This is a genomic window from Streptomyces kryoterrae (genome assembly GCF_054072135.1).
Window position 1 is genome coordinate 1203786 of the sequence record NZ_CM133358.1, and the last position, 17837, is coordinate 1221622.

The window sequence follows — 17837 nt, forward strand, 5'->3', positions numbered from 1 at the left end:
GGGCCATGCGTGGCCGGCCGCGCCCCGCGGCGGAGCCTCACATGTCAGAGCCCCGCGCGCGCCCCTGGGCGGGTCACCCCGTCGCGTCCACCAACGTCAGGTCGTGCAGGCGTTCCGGGGGGCCCGGGCGGGCGTAGTACCAGCCCTGGGCCGTGTCGCAGCCGAGTATGCGGAGCTGTTCGGCCTGCGCGCCCGTTTCCACACCCTCGACCGTGACCGTGAGGTTCAGGCTGTGGGCGAGGGAGACGATTCCCTCGACGATCTTGAGGTCGACGGGGTCCGCCGGGAACTGCTGCATCCCCTGGGTGAAGGAGCGGTCGAGCTTGAGGATGCTCACCGGGAGACGACGCAGGTTGGCGAGGTTCGAGTAGCCGGTGCCGAAGTCGTCCAGGGCGATGTCGACGCCCATCTCGGCGAGGCGGCGCAGCGGTTTGAGGAGGTCGTCGTCGGCGCCGATCAACGCCGACTCCGTCACCTCCAGGCACAGCGCCTCGGGGTCGAGGCCCGCGCGTTCCAGGATGTCGACGGTGTCCTGCACCAGACCGGGGTGGGTGAGCTGGCACGGAGACAGGTTGACGTTGATGCGCAGCGGGCCGCCGGCCGGGTGTCCGCCGTACTGTTCCTGCCAGTCGCGGGCCTGGCGCACCGACTGTTCCAGGACCCAGCGGCCGAGCGGGACGATCAGGCCGGTGTGTTCGGCGAGCGGGATGAAGCGGTCGGGGCCGAGGACGCCGTGCTGCGGATGCAGCCAGCGCACCAGGGCCTCGGCGCCGCGGACACTGCCGTCGCCGAGGTGTACCAGCGGCTGGTACTCGATGAAGAACTCGCTGCGGTCCAGAGCCGCCGGCAGCGCCGTGGTGAGCCCGTGGCGGGTGATCGCCCTCAAGTCGGCCTCGGGATCGGCCAGTTCGAAGCGGTTGCCGCCCGCCGACTTCGCCCGGTACATGGTGATGTCGGCGCTGCGCAGTACTTCCGCCGGGCCTCGTTCCCCCGCCGGTCCCTCGACGATGCCGATGCTGCCGCGCACGGTCAGTTCACGGCCGTCGACGCTGACCGGCGCGATCATCGCGTTCATGATGCGGACGGCGAGTTCGTCGACCTCGCGTTCGGTGTCGGGGCCGGTGGTCAGCGCCACGAACTCGTCGCCGCCCAGCCGGGCCACCATCTCACCGGGCGCGGTCGCGCAGGACTGCAGCCGGTCGGCGACCTCGACGAGCAGCCGGTCGCCGGCCGCGTGGCCGAGGCTGTCGTTGATGGTCTTGAAGCCGTCGAGGTCGAGGTAGCACAGGCCGAAGCGCTGGCCCTCGCCCGCCGACACCGCCTTCTCCAGGCGTTCGAAGAACAGGGTGCGGTTGGGCAGCCCGGTGAGCGCGTCGTGCGTGGCCTCGTACCGCAGCCGGAGGTTGAGGAGCCGGCGCTCGGTGGTGTCCTCCATCAGGGCCAGCTGGTACTGCGGCCGGCCGTCGGCGTCGCGCAGCAGGGAGACCGTCAGGTTGGTCCACAGGACCGTTCCGTCGGGACGGTAGAACGCCTTCTCGACGTGGTAGTGCTCACGCTCGCCGCGGACGAGTTCCTCGTACAGCCGCCATACCTGCGGGGCGTCGTCCGCGTGGGTCCAGTCCGTGACCCGGCGGCCCCGTACGGTCTGCTCCGAGCCGCCGAACATGCGTTGCAGCGCGCCGTTGATCTGGAGGATGTTCCCGTCGAGGTCGGCGATGCCGATCCCTATGGCCGCGCCCTCGAAGACCGCCCGGAAGCGGGCCTCGCTGTCGTGCAGCGCCTCGGCGACCGCGCTGCGCGCGCTCTGCGCGGCCCATGCGATCGCCTCCTGTTCGGCCAGTGTCCGGTCGCGCAGTGCGCCGGCGTATCCGGCGGCCATGGCGTGCTGGAGCCTCGCCGAACGGGCGCGCAGGTCTTCCTGCGGGCCGTCCTCGCCGCAGTACAGCACCAGATAGGCGTCCACGCAGTCGAGCGAGCGGCTGAGTGCCTCGGGGTCGGTGCAGTGCGCGGAGACCAGCGCGGCGCCGACCGCCCGGCCCTCCTCGGCGTCGAACGTCCGGGCCAGCAACGCCTCGCTCAACCGCCCGGCGAGCGGCAGGAGTTGCTCCTCGAACTCCACCCGGGTGAGTGACGTGGAGGTCACCTGGTAGACCGCCCGGCTCCAGATGGTCGCGAACCTGCGGAGTCTGTCCTGAGGTCCGTCCGGCTCCGCGGTCACGCCGTACGCCCCACGCCGGCGAAGCCGGAGAAGGAGTACGCGTCCTCGTCCTCCGGCGCTGTCTCCGGCCGCCAACGCGGCATGGGCACCAGTCCCGGTTCCACCATGTCGTACCCCTCGAAGAACCGCGCGATCGCTTCGCGCGAGCGCATGACCAGCGGATTGCGAATGCCCTTGTATACGTCGACCGTGCCCTCGGCCCGCTCCGGCGGCAGCGGGATTCCCTCGTACGAGGCATGCGTCAGGACGAGCAGGCTGCCGGGCGCGAGCGCGTCGCGCAGCTCGGCGACCGCCGCGTACGGGTCGTCCGCGTCTTCCACGAAATGCAGTATGGCAACGAGAAGCAGGGCCACTGGCCGGTTCTGGTCGATCAGACCCCGCACCTGGGGGCTGTCCAGGATCTCCCGGGGCTTGCGCAGATCGGCGGCGAGGACGTCCGCGCGCTCGTCACCGGCCAGGACCGCCTGGCTGTGTGCGACGGCAACCGGGTCGTGGTCGACGTACATCACCCGCGCCTCGGGGCTGACCGCCCGGGCCACTTCGTGGACGCTGCCGAAGGTGGGAATTCCGGAGCCGATGTCGAGGAACTGGGTGATGCCCTCGGCGGCGGCGAAGCGGACGGCCCGGCGCATGAACGCGCGGTTCGCCTGCATGATCTTCGGAAGTCCCGGCATGAACTCCATGGCCCTGCGGGCCGCCTCCCGGTCGACCTCGAAGTTGTGCGAACCGCCCAGGTAGAAGTCGTAGATCCGGGAAACGCTCGGCACCGAGATGTCGATGCCCCGGGGGGCCCAGGCAGGACGCTCCATCTATCTCTCTCCCAGGAGTTGGCAGGCGTGGCGCTCGAGTGTTCGAGCTGAGGTTACTGATCGCCTGCCAAAGGGGCGAGCCTAAACGGAAATTGACCATCCGTTCCCGGTCACTGCCTGCGGCACGTGCCGAATTGACGTATCGCGAAGTTCCTCCGAAAAGTGTCCGGAGCGTTCCAAAGAGTTCTCAAGGGTTACGAAGCGTCGCCGCCGGCTCCTGGTGGGACTACGGCGAGCCGGGGACGATTCACCGGCAAATCGCCCTGCCTACCGACGAGTTCCGGACATGCCGAAGCGACCTGCTCCCTCCGTCCCGCACGGACTGTGCGGGACGGAGGGAGCAGGCCCGGAGAAGTCGGTCTCCCCTGTTGCCGGTTCGGCTGCTACTGGTTGGGCGCGCCGACCAGCTTGCCGTTGGGGGCCACGGCGTACCAGGTGCCGCCGACGCCCTGGCCGTTGGTGTCACCGGGCTTCTTGTCGTTGATGAAGGTGTAGATGGGCGAGCAGTTGAGGGTCTGCTGCTCGGCGCCGTCGGGCCGGGTGAAGTTCATGTAGCCCTTCTGCGGAATGTCCTTGGTGTTCTTGAAGGCGACCGGCTCGACGACCGGCCACTTGTCCAGGCAGGCACCGACACACGCGGACACCGGCTTCGGCCAGGCCTGGTCCTTCAGGAAGCGGTAGACCGTCATGCCGTTCTTGTCGACGACGATCGTCCCGAGCTTGGGGTCGTTGCGGGTGGACAGACCGGGCAGCGCGGCCAGCGTGGCCTTCTTGCCGTCGGGAGCGAGGCCGTACCACTTGCCGCCCACACCCTGGCCCTTGATGTCACCGGGCGCGGTGTCCTTGGCGTAGTAGTAGGCCGCCCAGCCACCGACGGTGAGCTGCTTGCTGCCGTCGGAACGGGTCACCTCGCCGAGCAGCGCGGCATCGATACCGACACCGGCCGTGACATCGTCCGCCGGAACCGGCGGCCAGGTGGTGGCGCAGTCGCCGTCACAGTTGGACTTCGGCGGTTCGGCCGTGTCCTGGTCGAAGCGGTAGAGCGTACGGCCACTGTTGCTGGCCAGCACCTTGCCGACCTGCGCGTTGGTGACCACGTTCAACTGGCCCGCGGCGGCCGAGTTACCGGCGGCGGCCTGCTCTCCGTTGGCCTCCGTGCCGGTGTCCGTACCCGTGTCGGTACCGGTACCCGTGCCTGCCGTGCTCGTGCCGGCCACGGACCCGTATCCACCGGCGGCCGGAGCCGCCGCGCCGACGTTCTGGCTGCTCGTGTCGGTGGCCTTGTCCTGACCGCACGCCGTCGTCAGCGCCAGCACGGCCGCAGCTGACGCTACGAGTGAGGCGCTCCGCCAGGAGGTCTTCATTACGTACTCCCCGTAAATCATTAGGGTGTTGCGACGCCCTGCTGGGCCGCCGCACGGTCCTAGGTACGGGCGGGGACGGTCACTGTGTTCAACCACCGCACAAAATTCTTTCCGAACCCTGTGGCCACACCCGTCACACCGACCCCGCCTCGCACGTGAGGACGATCACTGGCCGCACCTGGAACGCGTGATCCAAACCGCTGCACCACCCATGTCACTCGTTCGGGGCAATCTCCTCGCGCTCCCGCGCGCGCGGGAGCGCCCAGCGCACATGATCTTCGTCGTGTATGGACCCACACGGACGCGATTCGCCCTCGCCATACGGGTATTGGCGCTGCTGGCCCTGACCTGGCTGCTCGTCGGCGTGCCGGTCGGCATGGCCGACGCGACGACCTGCGTCTCCGTCGCCACCGGCTCGGGCAACGGCACCTCGGTGACGGTCACGGGGCACGGCGCCACGGTCACGGTCGGCACCGGCGTCCCGGTCTCCACCGGAGACGGCTGGTCGGTCAGCGCGGGCAACGGTGGAGCGGCCGTCACCGGAAACGGTACGGCGGTCGTCGTCGGCACCGGCTCCTGGTGCCCGAGCCCGACACCCACTCCCCCCTGCCCCACGCCGACGCCCACCCCGACACCCACACCCACACCGCCGCCGACGCCCACACCGGAACCGCCGCCACCACCGAAACCGAGGCCCACACCCACCCCGACCCCGAAGCCCACTCCCCCGCGGAAGCCAACGCCGGCACCGGAGCCGAAGCCACCGGCCGCCCCGCCCGCCCCCGCCCCGCGGCCGACCCCGAGTCCGCCGCCACCCCCGAGTCCGCCGCCGCCCCCCGCTCCCGCGCCCCCACCGACGCGCACCCCGAAGCCGAGCCCGAGCCCGACAGCGTCACCGATTCCGGCTCCGGTGAGTTATCCGCCGTACCACGTGTCCGCCCGCAAACGGACCATCCGCAGCGGCCCGTCGCTGGTCTCGTTCACCCTGCTCGTCACCCTGCCCGCCGTGATCGCCGTCGCCGCACTGCGTCCGCGCTGACCCCTTGGAGGCATCCCCTTGTCGGAATGGCTTGTTCTCGCCGTCGCGATCGCGGCCGCGTGCGCGGTCGTCATCCTCATCACCTTCGTACGGGACCGCAGGGCCCCGGAGGACGAGGATCCGTCCGATACCCCGGACGTGATCGAGTACATGACGATGTGGATCGGCGTGGTGTACGCCATCGTGCTGGGTCTGGCCATCGCCGGGGTCTGGGAGGCGCGCGGCGTCGCCCAGGACCACGTCGGGACCGAGGCCCACGCACTGCACGAGATCTCGGAGCGGGTCCGGGTCTATCCGCCGGACGTCCGTGACCGTATTCGGGACGACGTCAACGCCTATGTCGGACACGTCGTCAAAACCGAGTGGCAGGAGATGGCCGACAACGGCCGGGTCACCAAGCGCGGCGACCAGTTGCTGCAGCGCGTCCGCGTCGACGTCACCGACTACGAGCCGAGGACGGACTTCGAGGCGCAGGCCTACCAGCCGCTCATCGACCAGGTGACCACGGCGGACCAGGCACGCACGGCCCGCGCGGACTCGACCGGGCCGACCATGCCCGGCGTCGTCTGGTTCGGTCTGATCGCGGGGGCCACGATCACGGTCGGCATGATCTTCGCGCTCCAGATCCGCCGCACACCCCGGGAACTGATCCTCGCGGGACTCTTCTCGACCCTGATCGCCTTCCTGCTCTTCCTGATCTGGGACTTCGACGCGCCCTACAGCCGTGGCATCACGGCCACGGCCGATCCGTTCCTGATGCTCTTCCCGGGCGCGGGCCGCTGACCGACCGCGCTCCGGTGGGGACCGGCTGACGGTTCCTCACCGGACGCGTCCACGGGGGACACCCGCCACGCGCGCGTGTCCCCCGGCTTGCTCAACGAGATCCCCTGAGCGGCCCACATCCGTGCCCCATTCGCACGACACCGATCGCGCGTACGCACGGGTGTTCCTAGCGTTTCGGTCATCGAGGTGCATTTCTGGCGCGACCGGTACGGCGCGAGCGGAAAAGGTCCGCAGCTGCTCCTCGGGGACCCGGAGGACTCATATGCACGCGATACGCGTCGCCTCGGCCGCACTGCTGGGCGCCACCGCCCTCGTCTGCACCACGCCCGCCGCCCAGGCGGCCGTCACGAACAACAGCGTCACGTCGTTCGGCTTCAGTGTCGCGCCCTCGACCGTCGCGGCGGGCGGCCAGGTCACCCTGCGCGTGGACAGCTGCGACGACGACACCCGGGTGTCCTCCGGTGTCTTCGATCCGGTCACCATCCCCAAGGGGCACTCGTCGGCGACGGCGAAGGTCGACTGGGACGCCGAACCGGGAGCCGCGTACCGGGTGACGTTCACCTGTGGCGGCGAGAGCGGCCACACCGACCTCACCATTGCCCTCGGGCACCCGAGCGACCCGACGCGGTACCCCCTGCCTGTCCAGCGGGGTGTGCACGCGGGCGAGGGCGGCAGCGTCGCCGGCTTCGACCTCAAGGAGATCGGCCTCGGAGCCGCGCTCATCGCGGGGTCCCTGGCGGTGGCGTACCACTTCTCGCGCCGCCGCACCGGCGACGACAACGCCTGACGGCACCGCACAGCCCTTCGCCCCGGACCCTGACGGGTTCCGGGGCGAAGGGCTGTTGACGCGCTGTCCGCTCCGAGGGGGTGAGCGTCAGATCCGGCTCTCGGACCGGCGGCGCATCCAGAACACGCCACCACCGACGAGCGCGGCGGCCACCAGCCCGCCCCCGATCGCCATGTCGGTCGGGGTGGCCCCGGTGGAACTGCTGCCACCGAGACCGCCTCGGACGCCACCGATGACCGTGAAGACCCCGGAGAACGCCTGAGGCCTGCCCTCGCAGGTGGTGGTGACGCTGTACGAGCCTGCGCTCGCGTTCGAGTTGACGGTCACCGTTGCCGTAGCCGAGTTGGTCCCCCTGGGGACGAGAGTGGTCCTCGGAAAGGCATTCGAACTGATGGTGCTGTTGGCACGGGTGCACGCCGAGCCATCGACCGTAAGCACCAACTGACCGCCCGCGGCGATGACGCTCGGTGCGGCCGTGACGCTGGACGGCTGGTCCCAGGCCGAGGCCGCCGGGGCGGCGAGCCCCACCGCGGCAGCCGTGGCGGCAGACACCACCAGGGCACGAGTTGTACGCATGTGAACCTCCGCGGAAGGCGCCCCGGGACCCGTCCCCGGTCGATCGGCGAGAAAACGCCTCCCAGACGAACCCTCAGATGCCTTGCGCGCAGCCGCATTTCGGGAATGGTCCGTCCTGGTGAGTGGACACGCCGACGGAAGACCGCACAATCAGATATTGCCGCAGGTCACGGACCGTCAGAAAAAATACTTTCGGTGCCGACCCGGATGGCTCACGAACGACATGCCCGCCACCCGTTCGCCGCTCCCCCGTCGCCGGTTTCCCGCCGGGCACTTAGCGTTCTCGTATGCGCGATTGACACGGCGACGGCCGGGTCGAGAGGGGATGGCGAATGTCTGCGTCCGAGCTGGCGGAAGAAGAGGAGCGGCGGAAGAAGCGCGCTCCGTGGGGCGTGATAGCGCTTGTTCTGCTGACCGGCCTCGCTCTCATTCGGAATGGTTCCGGAGAGTTCGACATGGGTCCGCCGCAGCCCGCCTCGGCGGCGGCAGCGGACAGCCGCCTCCCGGGCGGCACCTTCTCGAGCGTCCCGGCCGCACTGCCGTACTCCGTGGTCGACCGGGTGCGGATCCCGGCGATCTCGGTCGACGCGCCGGTGCTGCCGGTGGGTCTGGACGCGGCCGGGTGGGTGGACGCCCCGCCGCCGGAGGACCCGAACCTGGCCGGCTGGTTCACCGGCGCCGTGTCGCCCGGTGAGAAGGGCACCGCGGTGATCGTCGGCCATGTCGACAACAAACAGGGCCCCGCCGTGTTCTACGGACTCGGGGCCCTCAAGAAGGGACATCGCGTCGAGGTCCAGCGCCAGGACGGAAAGGTCGCCGTTTTCGAGATCTACGGCATCGAGGTCTTCGAGAAGAACAACTTCCCCGGCGACCGCGTCTACGGCAGCAGGAACACCCCCGAACTGCGGGTCATCACCTGCGGGGGCGGTTTCTCCAAGCAGAACGGCTACAACGGGAACGTGGTGGTGTTCGCCCGCCTGGTCGAGGTTCGCTGAGCGTTCCCCGGCCGGGCGGGCGAAAGCCCGTGACCGGCGATCCGGTTATGTGTAATGCCGGGTCGGTACGGTGATGTGGTACCCGGAATCCAGCAGTTCGGGCAGATAGTCGCGCAGCGCCCGGACGCTCTGCGAGCGGTCTCCGCCCGCGTCGTGGGAGAGCACCACGACACCGGGGGCGGCACCGCGCTCGACCCGGTCGGCGATGGTGCGGGCGCCGGGAGTCATCCAGTCGAGGGTGTCGACGGTCCAGGCGAGCGGCTCCATGCCGAGTTCGGCGCCGAGTTGGAAGGCGGTCCGGTTCCAGGCGCCGTAGGGGGCGCGGAACCAGACGGGCGGCTCACCGCAGGCATCCTCGACGACCTCGCTGGTGCGCTCCATCTGGGAGCGGATCTCGGAGCGCGTGAGGCGGGTGAGCAACGGGTGGGACCAGGTGTGGTTGCCGACGACGTGCCCGTCGTCGGTCATCTCGGCGAGCAGGTCCTTGTTGTCGACCGCCATCTCCCCGCACACGAAGAACATCGCGCGGACGTCGTGCTCGCGCAGGGTCCGCAGGATGTCCGGGGTGTAGCGGGGGTCCGGGCCGTCGTCGAAGGTCAGCACCATGGTGCGGCCCCGTCCGGACACGCGCAGCAGCGGTTCGTGGCGGACCAGGGTGCGCCCGTGGGCGGTGGTGTGCGGCGGGCCGTAACCGGTGAGGGGTTCGAGGCGGTACGCGGAGGGCTTGAGCGCGCGGTGCGCCGGGGGGCCCGCGGCGGGGGCGGCGGGCCGGGCGGCCGGGGTCGTGTCCTGGCCGGCGGTGAGCAGCGCGGCCGTACCGGCCGCTCCCACGGCGGCGGCTGCGCCGATCGTCAACGCCCGGCGCCGTGTGAGCAACTGATCCTTCGTCATGACTCATCAGTCGCCCGGTCCGGTCCTGACGCCCCGCATCGACACCGGTGCGGCGGCAGGAAAACACCCGCCTGGACCAGTAGGCGGGTTTGATCACGGCCGCCCCGCATGCCCGGTGGACCCCCTGCTCCCGATAGCCTCGGAGGGTGACGGAACACCAGCACTCACCCAAGGGCGGACATCAGTTCGAGCGGGGCACGGACGGCCCGAAGGTCATCGTGGTCGGCGTCGACGGCTCCGACTCCTCGCTCCGTGCCGCCGCCTACGCCGCGGGGCTGGCCCGGCGCCAGCACGCCCTGCTCGCCCTGGTGTACGTACAGCCGGTGATGACGGCGGGCGCCGCGTTCGGGGCGCCCGTGGCGGAGACGACGGACAGCATCGCGGAGGATCTCATCGCGCAGATCCGGGAGTCGACCGAGCAGGTCAGGGGGATATTCGATGTCCGTTGGGAGTTCCACACCCTTCGCGGGGACCCGTACACGGGCCTGGTGAAGGCCGCCGACGACCTCAAGGCGGACGCGGTGGTCGTCGGTACGTCCGAGCAGGCGGGCCACCGGATCATCGGCTCGGTCGCCGTCCGCCTGGTGAAGGCCGGCCGCTGGCCGGTCACCGTCGTGCCGTAGCCGCGCCCAGGTCCACTGAACGGGTGAGGAACCCGCCGTTCGGACCGTTCGTCGCACCGTTCGTCGACGGGTCCGACCGTCCGCCGCACACTCCGGTCCGCGGTCTGTCCCGAATCGGGGCGCTGCGATGCCATACGGCCATGACGGCCGGAACCACCATCACCCACGGGACGACGACCGCCGAGCACGAGCTGGCCGCGCTGCAGCGCGAGCACGGCCGACCGCTCTTCGCCCTGCTGCTGCGCCTGTCCGACGGCGACCGGCAGCGCGCCGAGGACCTGGCGCAGGAAACCCTCGTGCGCGCCTGGCAGCACCCCGAGGCACTGCGCGCCGACGACTTCGACTCCGTACGGCCGTGGCTGCTGACCGTAGGGCGGCGGCTCGCCATCGACGCGCGGCGGGCCCGGCAGGCGCGGCCGGCCGAGGTCGGGGACGCGGTCCTGGAGAACGCGCGGGTGTGTGCCGATCACGCGGAACGGTCCGCGGCGACGCTCGATGTGCGGGAGGCTGTGAAGACACTCACTCCCGAGCACCGTGAAGTCCTGGTGCTGGTGTATTTCCAGGGGGCGAGTGTGGCGGAGGCCGCGACGGCACTCGGAATCCCGCCCGGTACGGTGAAGTCCCGCGCGTATTACGCGCTGCGCGCCCTGCGCCGAGTCCTTCCGGGTTATGCGGCCGACCTGCGGTGAAACCAATGGTCGGGTCAAACCTCGGTAAAGTGCCTTGCTGAGGACCATGGTTGAGCAATCAGCTGTCTTCATCCGTGTGCGGACCGGGCGAAGTCCCGGAGGCCCGGGGTCGGGCGACGCGCACGCACCGGAGGAAGGCAGGAAGGGATGCTGCACAGAGGTCCAGAGAGCACCGACGGCACCGGCGGAGGCGAACTCACCGTCCCCATGGCCTGGTTGTACGCCGAGTACATCGCCGACGAACTGTTGCGGACGGGCGACCTGATGCCGCCCACGTCCTTCGAGTTCCGCGCGGGTCGGGACGCGCTGGCACTCACCATCTTCCTGTCCGACACCAGCGGTGAACTCTCGGGCATCCGGGTCATCACTCAACTGGAGAAGTGGCTTTCGCTGACGGCGTACGACCAGCCCTGGCAGGACTGGGTCCGGACACGTATTTCAAGGTTGGCGGCCGACGCACTCGAATCGAGGGCGCCGACGCCGGACTTGGACATGGCCGCTGCCGCCTGGCGCTGGCTGGAGGAGACCGAGCTGCTCGCCCCGGACCTGGACGCCGTACCGGGAGGCGGGCCCGTGCTCGGTGAGGACGACGGACCGAAGGTGTGGACCCCGGCCTGGCGGCTGGGACTGCCTCTCGGCCATCTGGCGATCCATCTTTTTTAGAATCCGACCAATCCGAGCTCCCCTCCGCTCCGAACACCTTTGGTCTCGATTCGGTATGGGGCTTGAGTGATTCCGCGGTCCGGTGCGTACCGGTGGTAGCAACACCACCCCACCCGTACCATCGGCACGAGGATTCGGCATGAGGTCCCTGGAACGGCATCGCGACGTCGGCGCATACGCGCTCGGCGTGCTCGACGAGGCGGACGCGTTCCGCTTCGAGGACCACCTCATGGAGTGCCCTGAGTGCACGGCCCATGTGACCGAATTCGGTCCCGCCGCACGGCAGTTGCTGCTGTACCGGCGAGCCACGCCGCGCTCCGTGCACCCCATGGCCCAACCCGGTCCCAGGCTTCTGGACCGGCTGCTCGGCGAGGTCGCGACCCGGCAGCGGGCCGGCCGTCGGCGCTGGCTGTACGCCGTCGCCGCCTCGGTGGTCTTCGCCGTGGCCGGGCCCGGTATCGCGATCATGGCGAGCGGCAACGCGGACCCGACGCAGCAGGTCACCGCGACCGACGAGCGGTCGGGCGTCTGGGCGCAGGTCACCAGTGAGAACACGGTCTGGGGCAGCCAGATCGAACTGAAGGTCAAGGACGGCGCCGGCCCCCGTGCCTGCCACCTCGTCGCCATCGCGGACGACGGCACGGAAGAGACGCTGACCAACTGGAACGTGCCCGAGCACGACGCCCGCGAGAGCACGATGATGGGCGCCTCGACCCTCCACCCGGACCAGATCGACAAGTACGAGCTGCGCACCACGGACGGCCTGCGCCTGGTCACCCTGGACGCCCCCTAGCCCGACAGGTGTCCGTCATGGGCCGCCTGTCGGGTTACTTGAGCAGGCGTGACATACGACGGTCCGCGAGCGGTTTGCCGCCCGTCTGGCAGGTGGGGCAGTACTGGAGCGAGGAGTCGCTGAAGGAGACCTCGCGGACGGTGTCCCCGCAGACCGGGCAGGGCTCGCCGGTCCGGCCGTGCACCCTCAGGCCGCTCTTCTTCTCCGCCTTCAGGCGTCCGGCCGCAAGGCCCCGGGAGCGCTCGACCGCCTCGGTGAGCGTCGTGCGCAGTGCCTCGTACAGCCGCCGGTTCTCCTCCGGCGTGAGTGAGGCGGCGAGCTTGAACGGGGACATCCGCGCGGCGTGCAGGATCTCGTCGCTGTAGGCGTTCCCCACCCCCGCGACCAGGCTCTGGTCGCGCAGCGCGCCCTTCAGCTGCCGCCGCTCCCCCGCCAGCAGACCGGCGAGGCGGGCCTCGTCGAAGTCGTCGGCGAGCGGGTCGGGACCGAGGCGGGCCACGCCGGGCACCTCCTGCGGATCGTGGACGACGTACACCGCGAGCCGTTTCTGGGTGCCGGCCTCGGTGAGGTCGAAGCCCTCGCCCGTCTCCAGGGCGACACGCAGTGCGAGCGGGCCCTTTCCCGGCTTCGGCGGGCCGTCCGGGAGGCGGTCGCGCCAGTGCAGCCAGCCCGCGCGGGCCAGGTGGGTCACGAAGTGCGGGCCGCCGTCCGCTGTCAGGTCGAGGAACTTGCCGTGCCGGTGCACGGCGGTGACCTCACGGCCCTCCAGGGCGGTGAGCGGTGGATCGTACGTCTTCAGGACGCTGATCGCGACGGGCAGCACGCGGACCATCTCATGGCCCACGAGCCGTTCGGTCAGGAAGCCCCTGAGCGCTTCGACCTCGGGAAGTTCCGGCATACGTCCAGAGTGCCACCGCACGCCCCGGCGCTCAGCTCGTGGGCGGCACCACGAACTCGCACCACACGACCTTGCCGCCGCCCCGCGCCTCGACGCCCCAGGCGTCCGTGAGGAGGTCGACCAGGAGCAGGCCGCGCCCGGAGACCCCGGACTCCCCCGCCTCACGCCGGCGCGGCAGCGCGCTGGAGGAGTCCTCGACCTCGACGCGCAGCCGGCGTTCGGCGCCGCTCAGCACGCGCAGGGTGACGACCGCCGCGCCCTCGGTGTGCATCAGGGCGTTGGTGATCAGCTCGTCAGCCACCAGTTCGACCTCGTCGGCACGCTCGCGGGCGCCCCACGCCCGCACCGCCGCGCCGATCATGTGCCGGGCCCCGCTCAGTGCGTCGGGGTCGGCCGCCGCGACGTGCTGCTGGAGCCGGCCGCCGGACTGTACGGCGGACGGCCCCCGGCGGCGCAGGAGCAGCAGGGCCACGTCGTCGTCCCCGCTTCGCTCGTCGGCCACCTCGATGAGGCGGTCGGCGAGTTCCCAGACGCTCTCCGGGCCGGCGGCGATGAGCGCCCGGAGGGTCCGCAGTCCGTCGTCGAGGTCGGCGCCGGGCTGCTCGATCAGCCCGTCCGTGCACAGCACCAGGGTCTCGCCGGGGTCCAGTTCCAGGGTGGTCACCGGGTAGGCGAGGCGCCCGAACTCGGCGGAGAGGCCGAGCGGCAGCCCGCCGTCGACCGGGACGCGGTGGCAGGTGCCGTCGGCGCGCCGCACCAGCGGGTCGAGGTGTCCGGCGCGGACCGCCTGGACCACCCCGGTGGACAGGTCCGCCTCCGCGTACAGGCAGGTCGCGAAACGGTCGGTGTCGAGTTCGTGCAGGAAGACGGAGGCACGGGCCATCACCGTGGCGGGCGGGTGCCCCTCGGCCGCGTAGGCCTTCAGGACGATCCGCAGCTGGCCCATGACGGCCGCCGCGTGCGTGTCATGGCCCTGTACGTCCCCGATGACCGCGCCGACCCGGCCGCCCGGCAGCGGGATCACGTCGTACCAGTCGCCGCCGATGTCCCGGCCGAGCTGGCCGCCGGAGGAGGCGGCGCGGTAGCGGACGGCGATGTCGGCGCCGGGCACGCCGGGGATGGAGCGCGGCAGCATGGCCTGCTGGAGGCCCTGGGCGAGGTCCTTCTCCTGCTCGAACAGCATGGCCCGCTGGAGGCTCTGCGCGATGCCGGTGCCGAGCGCGACGAGTACGGCCCGGTCCTCCGCCGAGAAGCCGTACCGGTCGTTGTAGAGCAGGCCCATCGCGCCGATCGGCCGGGCCTGCGCGATGAGCGGCAGATAGGCGGCCGAGGTGATCTTCAGGTCGGTGAGGTGCGGCCACAGGATCGGGTACCCGTCCGCGAACTCCTCCGGCGACTCGATGAAACGCGGGCTGAGAGTCCGTACGACGTCACCCATCGGGTAGGGCTCGTCGATACGGGTGATGCGGGTGCCGGGCACGGAGGCGCCCGCCGGGCCCTCGGCGACCAGCCGGATGCGGCCGGCCTCCACCAGGCCCATGACCAGGCTGGCCGCCCCGAGGTGGGGGACGTCGTGGGAGTCGGTGAGGACGTCGATGACGTCCTCCACGGTACGGGCGTGCGCGAGGGCCGCCGTGATGACCTGTACGACGTTGGTCTGGCGGCGCCGGACCTCGTCCTGGGCGGCCTGTTCGGTACGGGCCTGGCTGTCCCGCAGCTCCTGCGTGGCGTCCCGGACAAGGCCGATGATCCGGCGCGGGCGGCCCGTCTCGTCGCGGCGGATGTAGCCCTGGGTGTGGGTCCATTGCAGGACGCCGTCGCGGCGGCGGAGACGGAAGTAGGCGCCGTAGTTCTCGCTGCCGTCCTTCATGGCCTCGGCGACGACGGAGTCGAGCCTCAGGCCCTCCATCCGGGGCACCCGCACGCCCAGGCTCTCGGGGTGGCCGTCGTATTCGTCGGGGCGCAGATCGAAGATCTCGTGCGCCAGGGCGTCCATGTGGAACAGGCCTGCGTCCAGGTCCCAGTCGAACGTCCCCATGCGGTTGAGCGCCAGAACCGGGTCCGGGTGGGCGGGCCAGTCGTCCGGGAGTGACAGGGCGCTCGCTCCCCGATCAGCCATGGGCCCACCCTGTCAGTATTTGGCTGATTCTTCGACTTGTCCGACGCCTTTCATGGAGCGACTCTCACTCGCCGAAGCCCTCACAGGGGTCGTAGGGGACATAGGAGCCGTACGCGGTGGTGGTCTCGTCCGGAATCAGGCCGCCGCCGTCGGGGAGGTCGGGGATCTCCGGGACCCGGTCGGGGCCGATGTCGCCGCAGACGTCCTGCGCCGAACCGGGGCCGACGTCGTCCGGGGACACGGCCTCCTCGCCCGGCGGGTCGCCGTCCCAGCCGCCGACGAGCAGCGCCGCGGAGAGTACGCAGGTGGTGACAAGGGTTCGGTGCATCCCCCATTGTCTGCGTCGCCCTCTCGGCGTACGCAAGCCGAGAACGGTCACGCACGGTCGGCCGCCGACGCGGCTCACCGGGTCGGGTCAGAGGCCGTAGACGCGGGTGGCGGTGCCCGTGAAGACCTGCTCGCGTTCGCTCGTGTCGAGGGAGGCGGTCAACTCCTCGGCCAGGGAGATCACTTGGCCGTACGTCGCCGCGAGGGTGCACACCGGCCAGTCCGAGCCGAACATCAGCCGGCCGGGGCCGAAGGCGTCCAGGACCGTGTCGGCGTACGGGCGCAGGCCGGCGGGCGTCCAGGAGGCGTGGTCCGCCTCGGTGACCAGGCCGGAGAGCTTTCCCACCGCGTTGGGCAGGGCGGCCAGGGAGCGGAGGTGCGAGGCCCAGGGTTCCCTCGCGCCGGAGGCGATCGGCGGCTTGCCCAGGTGGTCCAGGACGAAGGTGAGTCGCGGCAGCGACTCGGCCGCCCTGACGCACGCGGGCAGCTGGTGCGGGAGGACGATCAGGTCGTACACCAGGTCGGCTTCGGCTACGGCGGCAAGGCCACGGCGTACGTCCGGACGCAGCAGCCACTCCGGATCCGGCTCACCCTGGACCTGGTGGCGGATGCCCTTCAGGTACTCGCCGCCAGGGAGTTCACGCAGCCTGGCGAGCTCGTCGGCGATGTCGGTACGGGTCAGATCCGCCCAGCCGACGACGCCCGCGATCAGCTCCTGCTCCGCCGCGAGCGCCAGGAACTCCGGGGTCTCCTCGGGCACGGTGATCGTCTGGACGAGGATCGTGCGGTCGACACCGGCCGCGCGGGTCTCCGGCCGGAGGTCCTCCATGGTGAAGTCCCGGCGCAGTGGGCTGTCCTCGGCGATCCAGTCCTGGTCCCGGACCGACAGGTCCCACACGTGGTGGTGCGCGTCGACGACCGTCACGGCAGCTCCCAGACCACCGGCAGGCCCGACTCCGTGCCCTCGGCGGAGTAGTCGTGCACCACGTCGAGGAGTTCCGCCATCCGGGCCTGCCAGGCCACGTTGACCGGAAGTTTCTCCAACTCGGCGAGGAGCAGGGCGTAGTCGGCGCACTCCAGGACGTGGAAGAGGTCGGTGCCGCTGCGCCAGATCGTCCAGGAGGTGGCACCGGCGGCGCGGATGGCGTCGGTCAGCTCGACGGGGACCTCGCGGTGGGCGGCGTCGTACTCGGCGACGCGGTCGGCGCGGACCTTGGTGTGCAGGGCCACTCTCATGACGGCTCCTCCGACGGCTCTTCGGTGGACAGCAGGCCGGCGTCCCCGAGGTCCTGCCAGAAGGCCTCGGGCACAGGGGTGGCGAACTGCTGGGCGCAGTCGCGGACTTCGGCCGCCGAACGGGTGCCGACGAGGACTCCGGCGACGGCCGGGTGGGCCGCGCAGAAGGCGAGCGCGGCGGCCCGCAGGGTGATGCCGTGCCGGTCGGCGACAGCCTTCATGCGCAGAGCGCGGTCCAACAACTCACCCGACGCCGTCGCGTAGTTGTACGTCGCCCCGGGCCTCGGGTCGGCCAGCAGACCGGAGTTGAAGGCGCCGCCGATCACGACGGACGTACCGCGTTCGACGGCGGCGGGCAGGAGTTCGGTGAGCGCGCTCTGGTCGAGGAGCGTGTAGCGGCCGGCGCACAGGACCACGTCGACGTCCGTGTCCCGGACGAAGCGGGTGAGCATCTCCGCCTGGTTCATGCCCGCGCCGATCGCCCGTACGACGCCTTCCGAGCGGAGCTTCTCCAGCGCCGGGTAGGCCTCGCGGAACGCCTCCTCGGCGTGGTCGTCGGGGTCGTGGAGGTAGACGACGTCGACGTGGTCGACGCCGAGCCGCTCCAGGCTGGCCTCCAGGGTGCGGCGTACGCCGTCGGCACCGAAGTCCCAGACGCGGTGATGGGTGGCGGGGACCGCGAAGCCGTTGGCGAGGTCGTCGCCGGCCGGGGACCCGGTGGGTTCGAGGCGGCGGCCGACCTTCGTGGAGATCGTGTACGCCGAGCGCGGGTGCTCACGCAGGGCCGCGCCGAGGCGGCGTTCGGAGAGGCCGATGCCGTAGTGCGGCGCGGTGTCGAAGTAGCGGATGCCCGCGCCCCAGGCGGCGGACACGGCGTCGTGCGCCTGTTCCTCGCTCACCTCGGTGAACAGGTTGCCGATGGCGGCGGCGCCGAAGCCCAGGCCGGTGACCTCGACGCCGCTGCGGCCGAGCGCGTGCACCGGCATGGGTACGGGTACGGACACCGGAGAGCCCGGCGAGGTGTTGT

At 70.9% G+C, this 17837-nt stretch carries 19 protein-coding genes; 8 read left to right on the forward strand and 11 right to left on the reverse strand.

The features are described from left to right. Positions 1-73: 73 nt before the first annotated feature. The 3 genes from ACW4TU_RS04970 to ACW4TU_RS04980 form a co-directional block, all read right to left on the reverse strand. The gene (locus ACW4TU_RS04970; RefSeq protein ID WP_457424987.1) at positions 74-2218 is read right to left on the reverse strand and encodes a putative bifunctional diguanylate cyclase/phosphodiesterase; all 2145 of its coding nucleotides are present in this window, start codon (positions 2216-2218) and stop codon (positions 74-76) included. Beyond that, positions 2215-3027, reverse strand: a complete 813-nt coding sequence (locus ACW4TU_RS04975) for an SAM-dependent methyltransferase (RefSeq protein ID WP_457424989.1) — start codon at positions 3025-3027, stop codon at positions 2215-2217. Before ACW4TU_RS04975 ends, ACW4TU_RS04970 begins: the two co-directional genes overlap by 4 nt. A 383-nt stretch (positions 3028-3410) precedes the next feature. Then, positions 3411-4391, reverse strand: a complete 981-nt coding sequence (locus tag ACW4TU_RS04980) for an SCO0930 family lipoprotein (RefSeq protein WP_457424991.1) — start codon at positions 4389-4391, stop codon at positions 3411-3413. Positions 4392-4674: 283 nt separating this feature from the next. On the opposite strand from ACW4TU_RS04980, the gene ACW4TU_RS04985 reads away from it, so the two are divergent. The 3 genes from ACW4TU_RS04985 (at position 4675) to ACW4TU_RS04995 (ending at position 7000) form a co-directional block, all read left to right on the forward strand. Beyond that, the gene (locus ACW4TU_RS04985) at positions 4675-5430 is read left to right on the forward strand and encodes a hypothetical protein (RefSeq protein WP_457424993.1); all 756 of its coding nucleotides are present in this window, start codon (positions 4675-4677) and stop codon (positions 5428-5430) included. Between the two features lie 18 nt (positions 5431-5448). Beyond that, a complete protein-coding gene (locus ACW4TU_RS04990) occupies positions 5449-6213 on the forward strand; it encodes a bestrophin-like domain (protein WP_457424995.1) in 765 nt (254 codons plus the stop codon). Positions 6214-6475: 262 nt separating this feature from the next. Continuing rightward, entirely contained in the window at positions 6476-7000 is a 525-nt protein-coding gene (locus ACW4TU_RS04995) for a hypothetical protein (RefSeq protein ID WP_457424997.1), read from the forward strand. Positions 7001-7087: 87 nt separating this feature from the next. Here the strand turns inward: ACW4TU_RS04995 and ACW4TU_RS05000 are convergent, their stop codons facing one another. Then, positions 7088-7576: a hypothetical protein gene (locus ACW4TU_RS05000; protein ID WP_457424999.1), complete on the reverse strand. Its 489-nt coding sequence runs from the start codon at positions 7574-7576 to the stop codon at positions 7088-7090. Between the two features lie 332 nt (positions 7577-7908). On the opposite strand from ACW4TU_RS05000, the gene ACW4TU_RS05005 reads away from it, so the two are divergent. Continuing rightward, positions 7909-8571 (forward strand): class F sortase, encoded by a 663-nt coding sequence (locus ACW4TU_RS05005; protein WP_457425001.1) that lies wholly within the window; start codon positions 7909-7911, stop codon positions 8569-8571. Positions 8572-8616: 45 nt separating this feature from the next. On the opposite strand, the gene ACW4TU_RS05010 is transcribed toward ACW4TU_RS05005, so the two are convergent. Continuing rightward, positions 8617-9462: a polysaccharide deacetylase family protein gene (locus tag ACW4TU_RS05010; protein ID WP_457425003.1), complete on the reverse strand. Its 846-nt coding sequence runs from the start codon at positions 9460-9462 to the stop codon at positions 8617-8619. Positions 9463-9608: 146 nt separating this feature from the next. Between ACW4TU_RS05010 and ACW4TU_RS05015 the strand changes: the two genes are divergently transcribed. From ACW4TU_RS05015 to ACW4TU_RS05030, 4 genes are all read left to right on the forward strand, one after another. Further along, positions 9609-10085: a universal stress protein gene (locus ACW4TU_RS05015; RefSeq protein WP_457425005.1), complete on the forward strand. Its 477-nt coding sequence runs from the start codon at positions 9609-9611 to the stop codon at positions 10083-10085. A gap of 140 nt (positions 10086-10225) precedes the next feature. Then, the gene (locus ACW4TU_RS05020; protein WP_457425007.1) at positions 10226-10774 is read left to right on the forward strand and encodes a sigma-70 family RNA polymerase sigma factor; all 549 of its coding nucleotides are present in this window, start codon (positions 10226-10228) and stop codon (positions 10772-10774) included. A 147-nt stretch (positions 10775-10921) separates the two neighbouring features. Further along, positions 10922-11437, forward strand: a complete 516-nt coding sequence (locus ACW4TU_RS05025; RefSeq protein ID WP_457425009.1) for a hypothetical protein — start codon at positions 10922-10924, stop codon at positions 11435-11437. Positions 11438-11576: 139 nt separating this feature from the next. After that, positions 11577-12230 carry a zf-HC2 domain-containing protein gene (locus ACW4TU_RS05030; RefSeq protein ID WP_457425011.1) on the forward strand — a complete coding sequence of 218 codons (654 nt, stop codon included), beginning with the start codon at positions 11577-11579 and terminating at the stop codon, positions 12228-12230. 34 nt (positions 12231-12264) lie between these two features. Here the strand turns inward: ACW4TU_RS05030 and ACW4TU_RS05035 are convergent, their stop codons facing one another. The 6 genes from ACW4TU_RS05035 to ACW4TU_RS05060 form a co-directional block, all read right to left on the reverse strand. Then, on the reverse strand, positions 12265-13128 hold the full coding sequence (locus tag ACW4TU_RS05035; protein WP_457425013.1) for an Fpg/Nei family DNA glycosylase: 864 nt from the start codon (positions 13126-13128) through the stop codon (positions 12265-12267). A 31-nt stretch (positions 13129-13159) separates the two neighbouring features. Next, entirely contained in the window at positions 13160-15247 is a 2088-nt protein-coding gene (locus ACW4TU_RS05040; RefSeq protein ID WP_457425015.1) for a SpoIIE family protein phosphatase, read from the reverse strand. 64 nt (positions 15248-15311) lie between these two features. Continuing rightward, positions 15312-15575 (reverse strand): hypothetical protein, encoded by a 264-nt coding sequence (locus ACW4TU_RS05045; protein ID WP_457425017.1) that lies wholly within the window; start codon positions 15573-15575, stop codon positions 15312-15314. Positions 15576-15662: 87 nt separating this feature from the next. Continuing rightward, positions 15663-16499 (reverse strand): amidohydrolase family protein, encoded by an 837-nt coding sequence (locus tag ACW4TU_RS05050; protein WP_457425019.1) that lies wholly within the window; start codon positions 16497-16499, stop codon positions 15663-15665. Next, a complete protein-coding gene (locus ACW4TU_RS05055; protein WP_164316911.1) occupies positions 16496-16810 on the reverse strand; it encodes an L-rhamnose mutarotase in 315 nt (104 codons plus the stop codon). The genes ACW4TU_RS05050 and ACW4TU_RS05055 overlap by 4 nt, the downstream gene beginning before the upstream one ends. Further along, on the reverse strand, positions 16807-17790 hold the full coding sequence (locus tag ACW4TU_RS05060) for an aldo/keto reductase (protein ID WP_457430711.1): 984 nt from the start codon (positions 17788-17790) through the stop codon (positions 16807-16809). Before ACW4TU_RS05060 ends, ACW4TU_RS05055 begins: the two co-directional genes overlap by 4 nt. Positions 17791-17837: the final 47 nt, after the last annotated feature.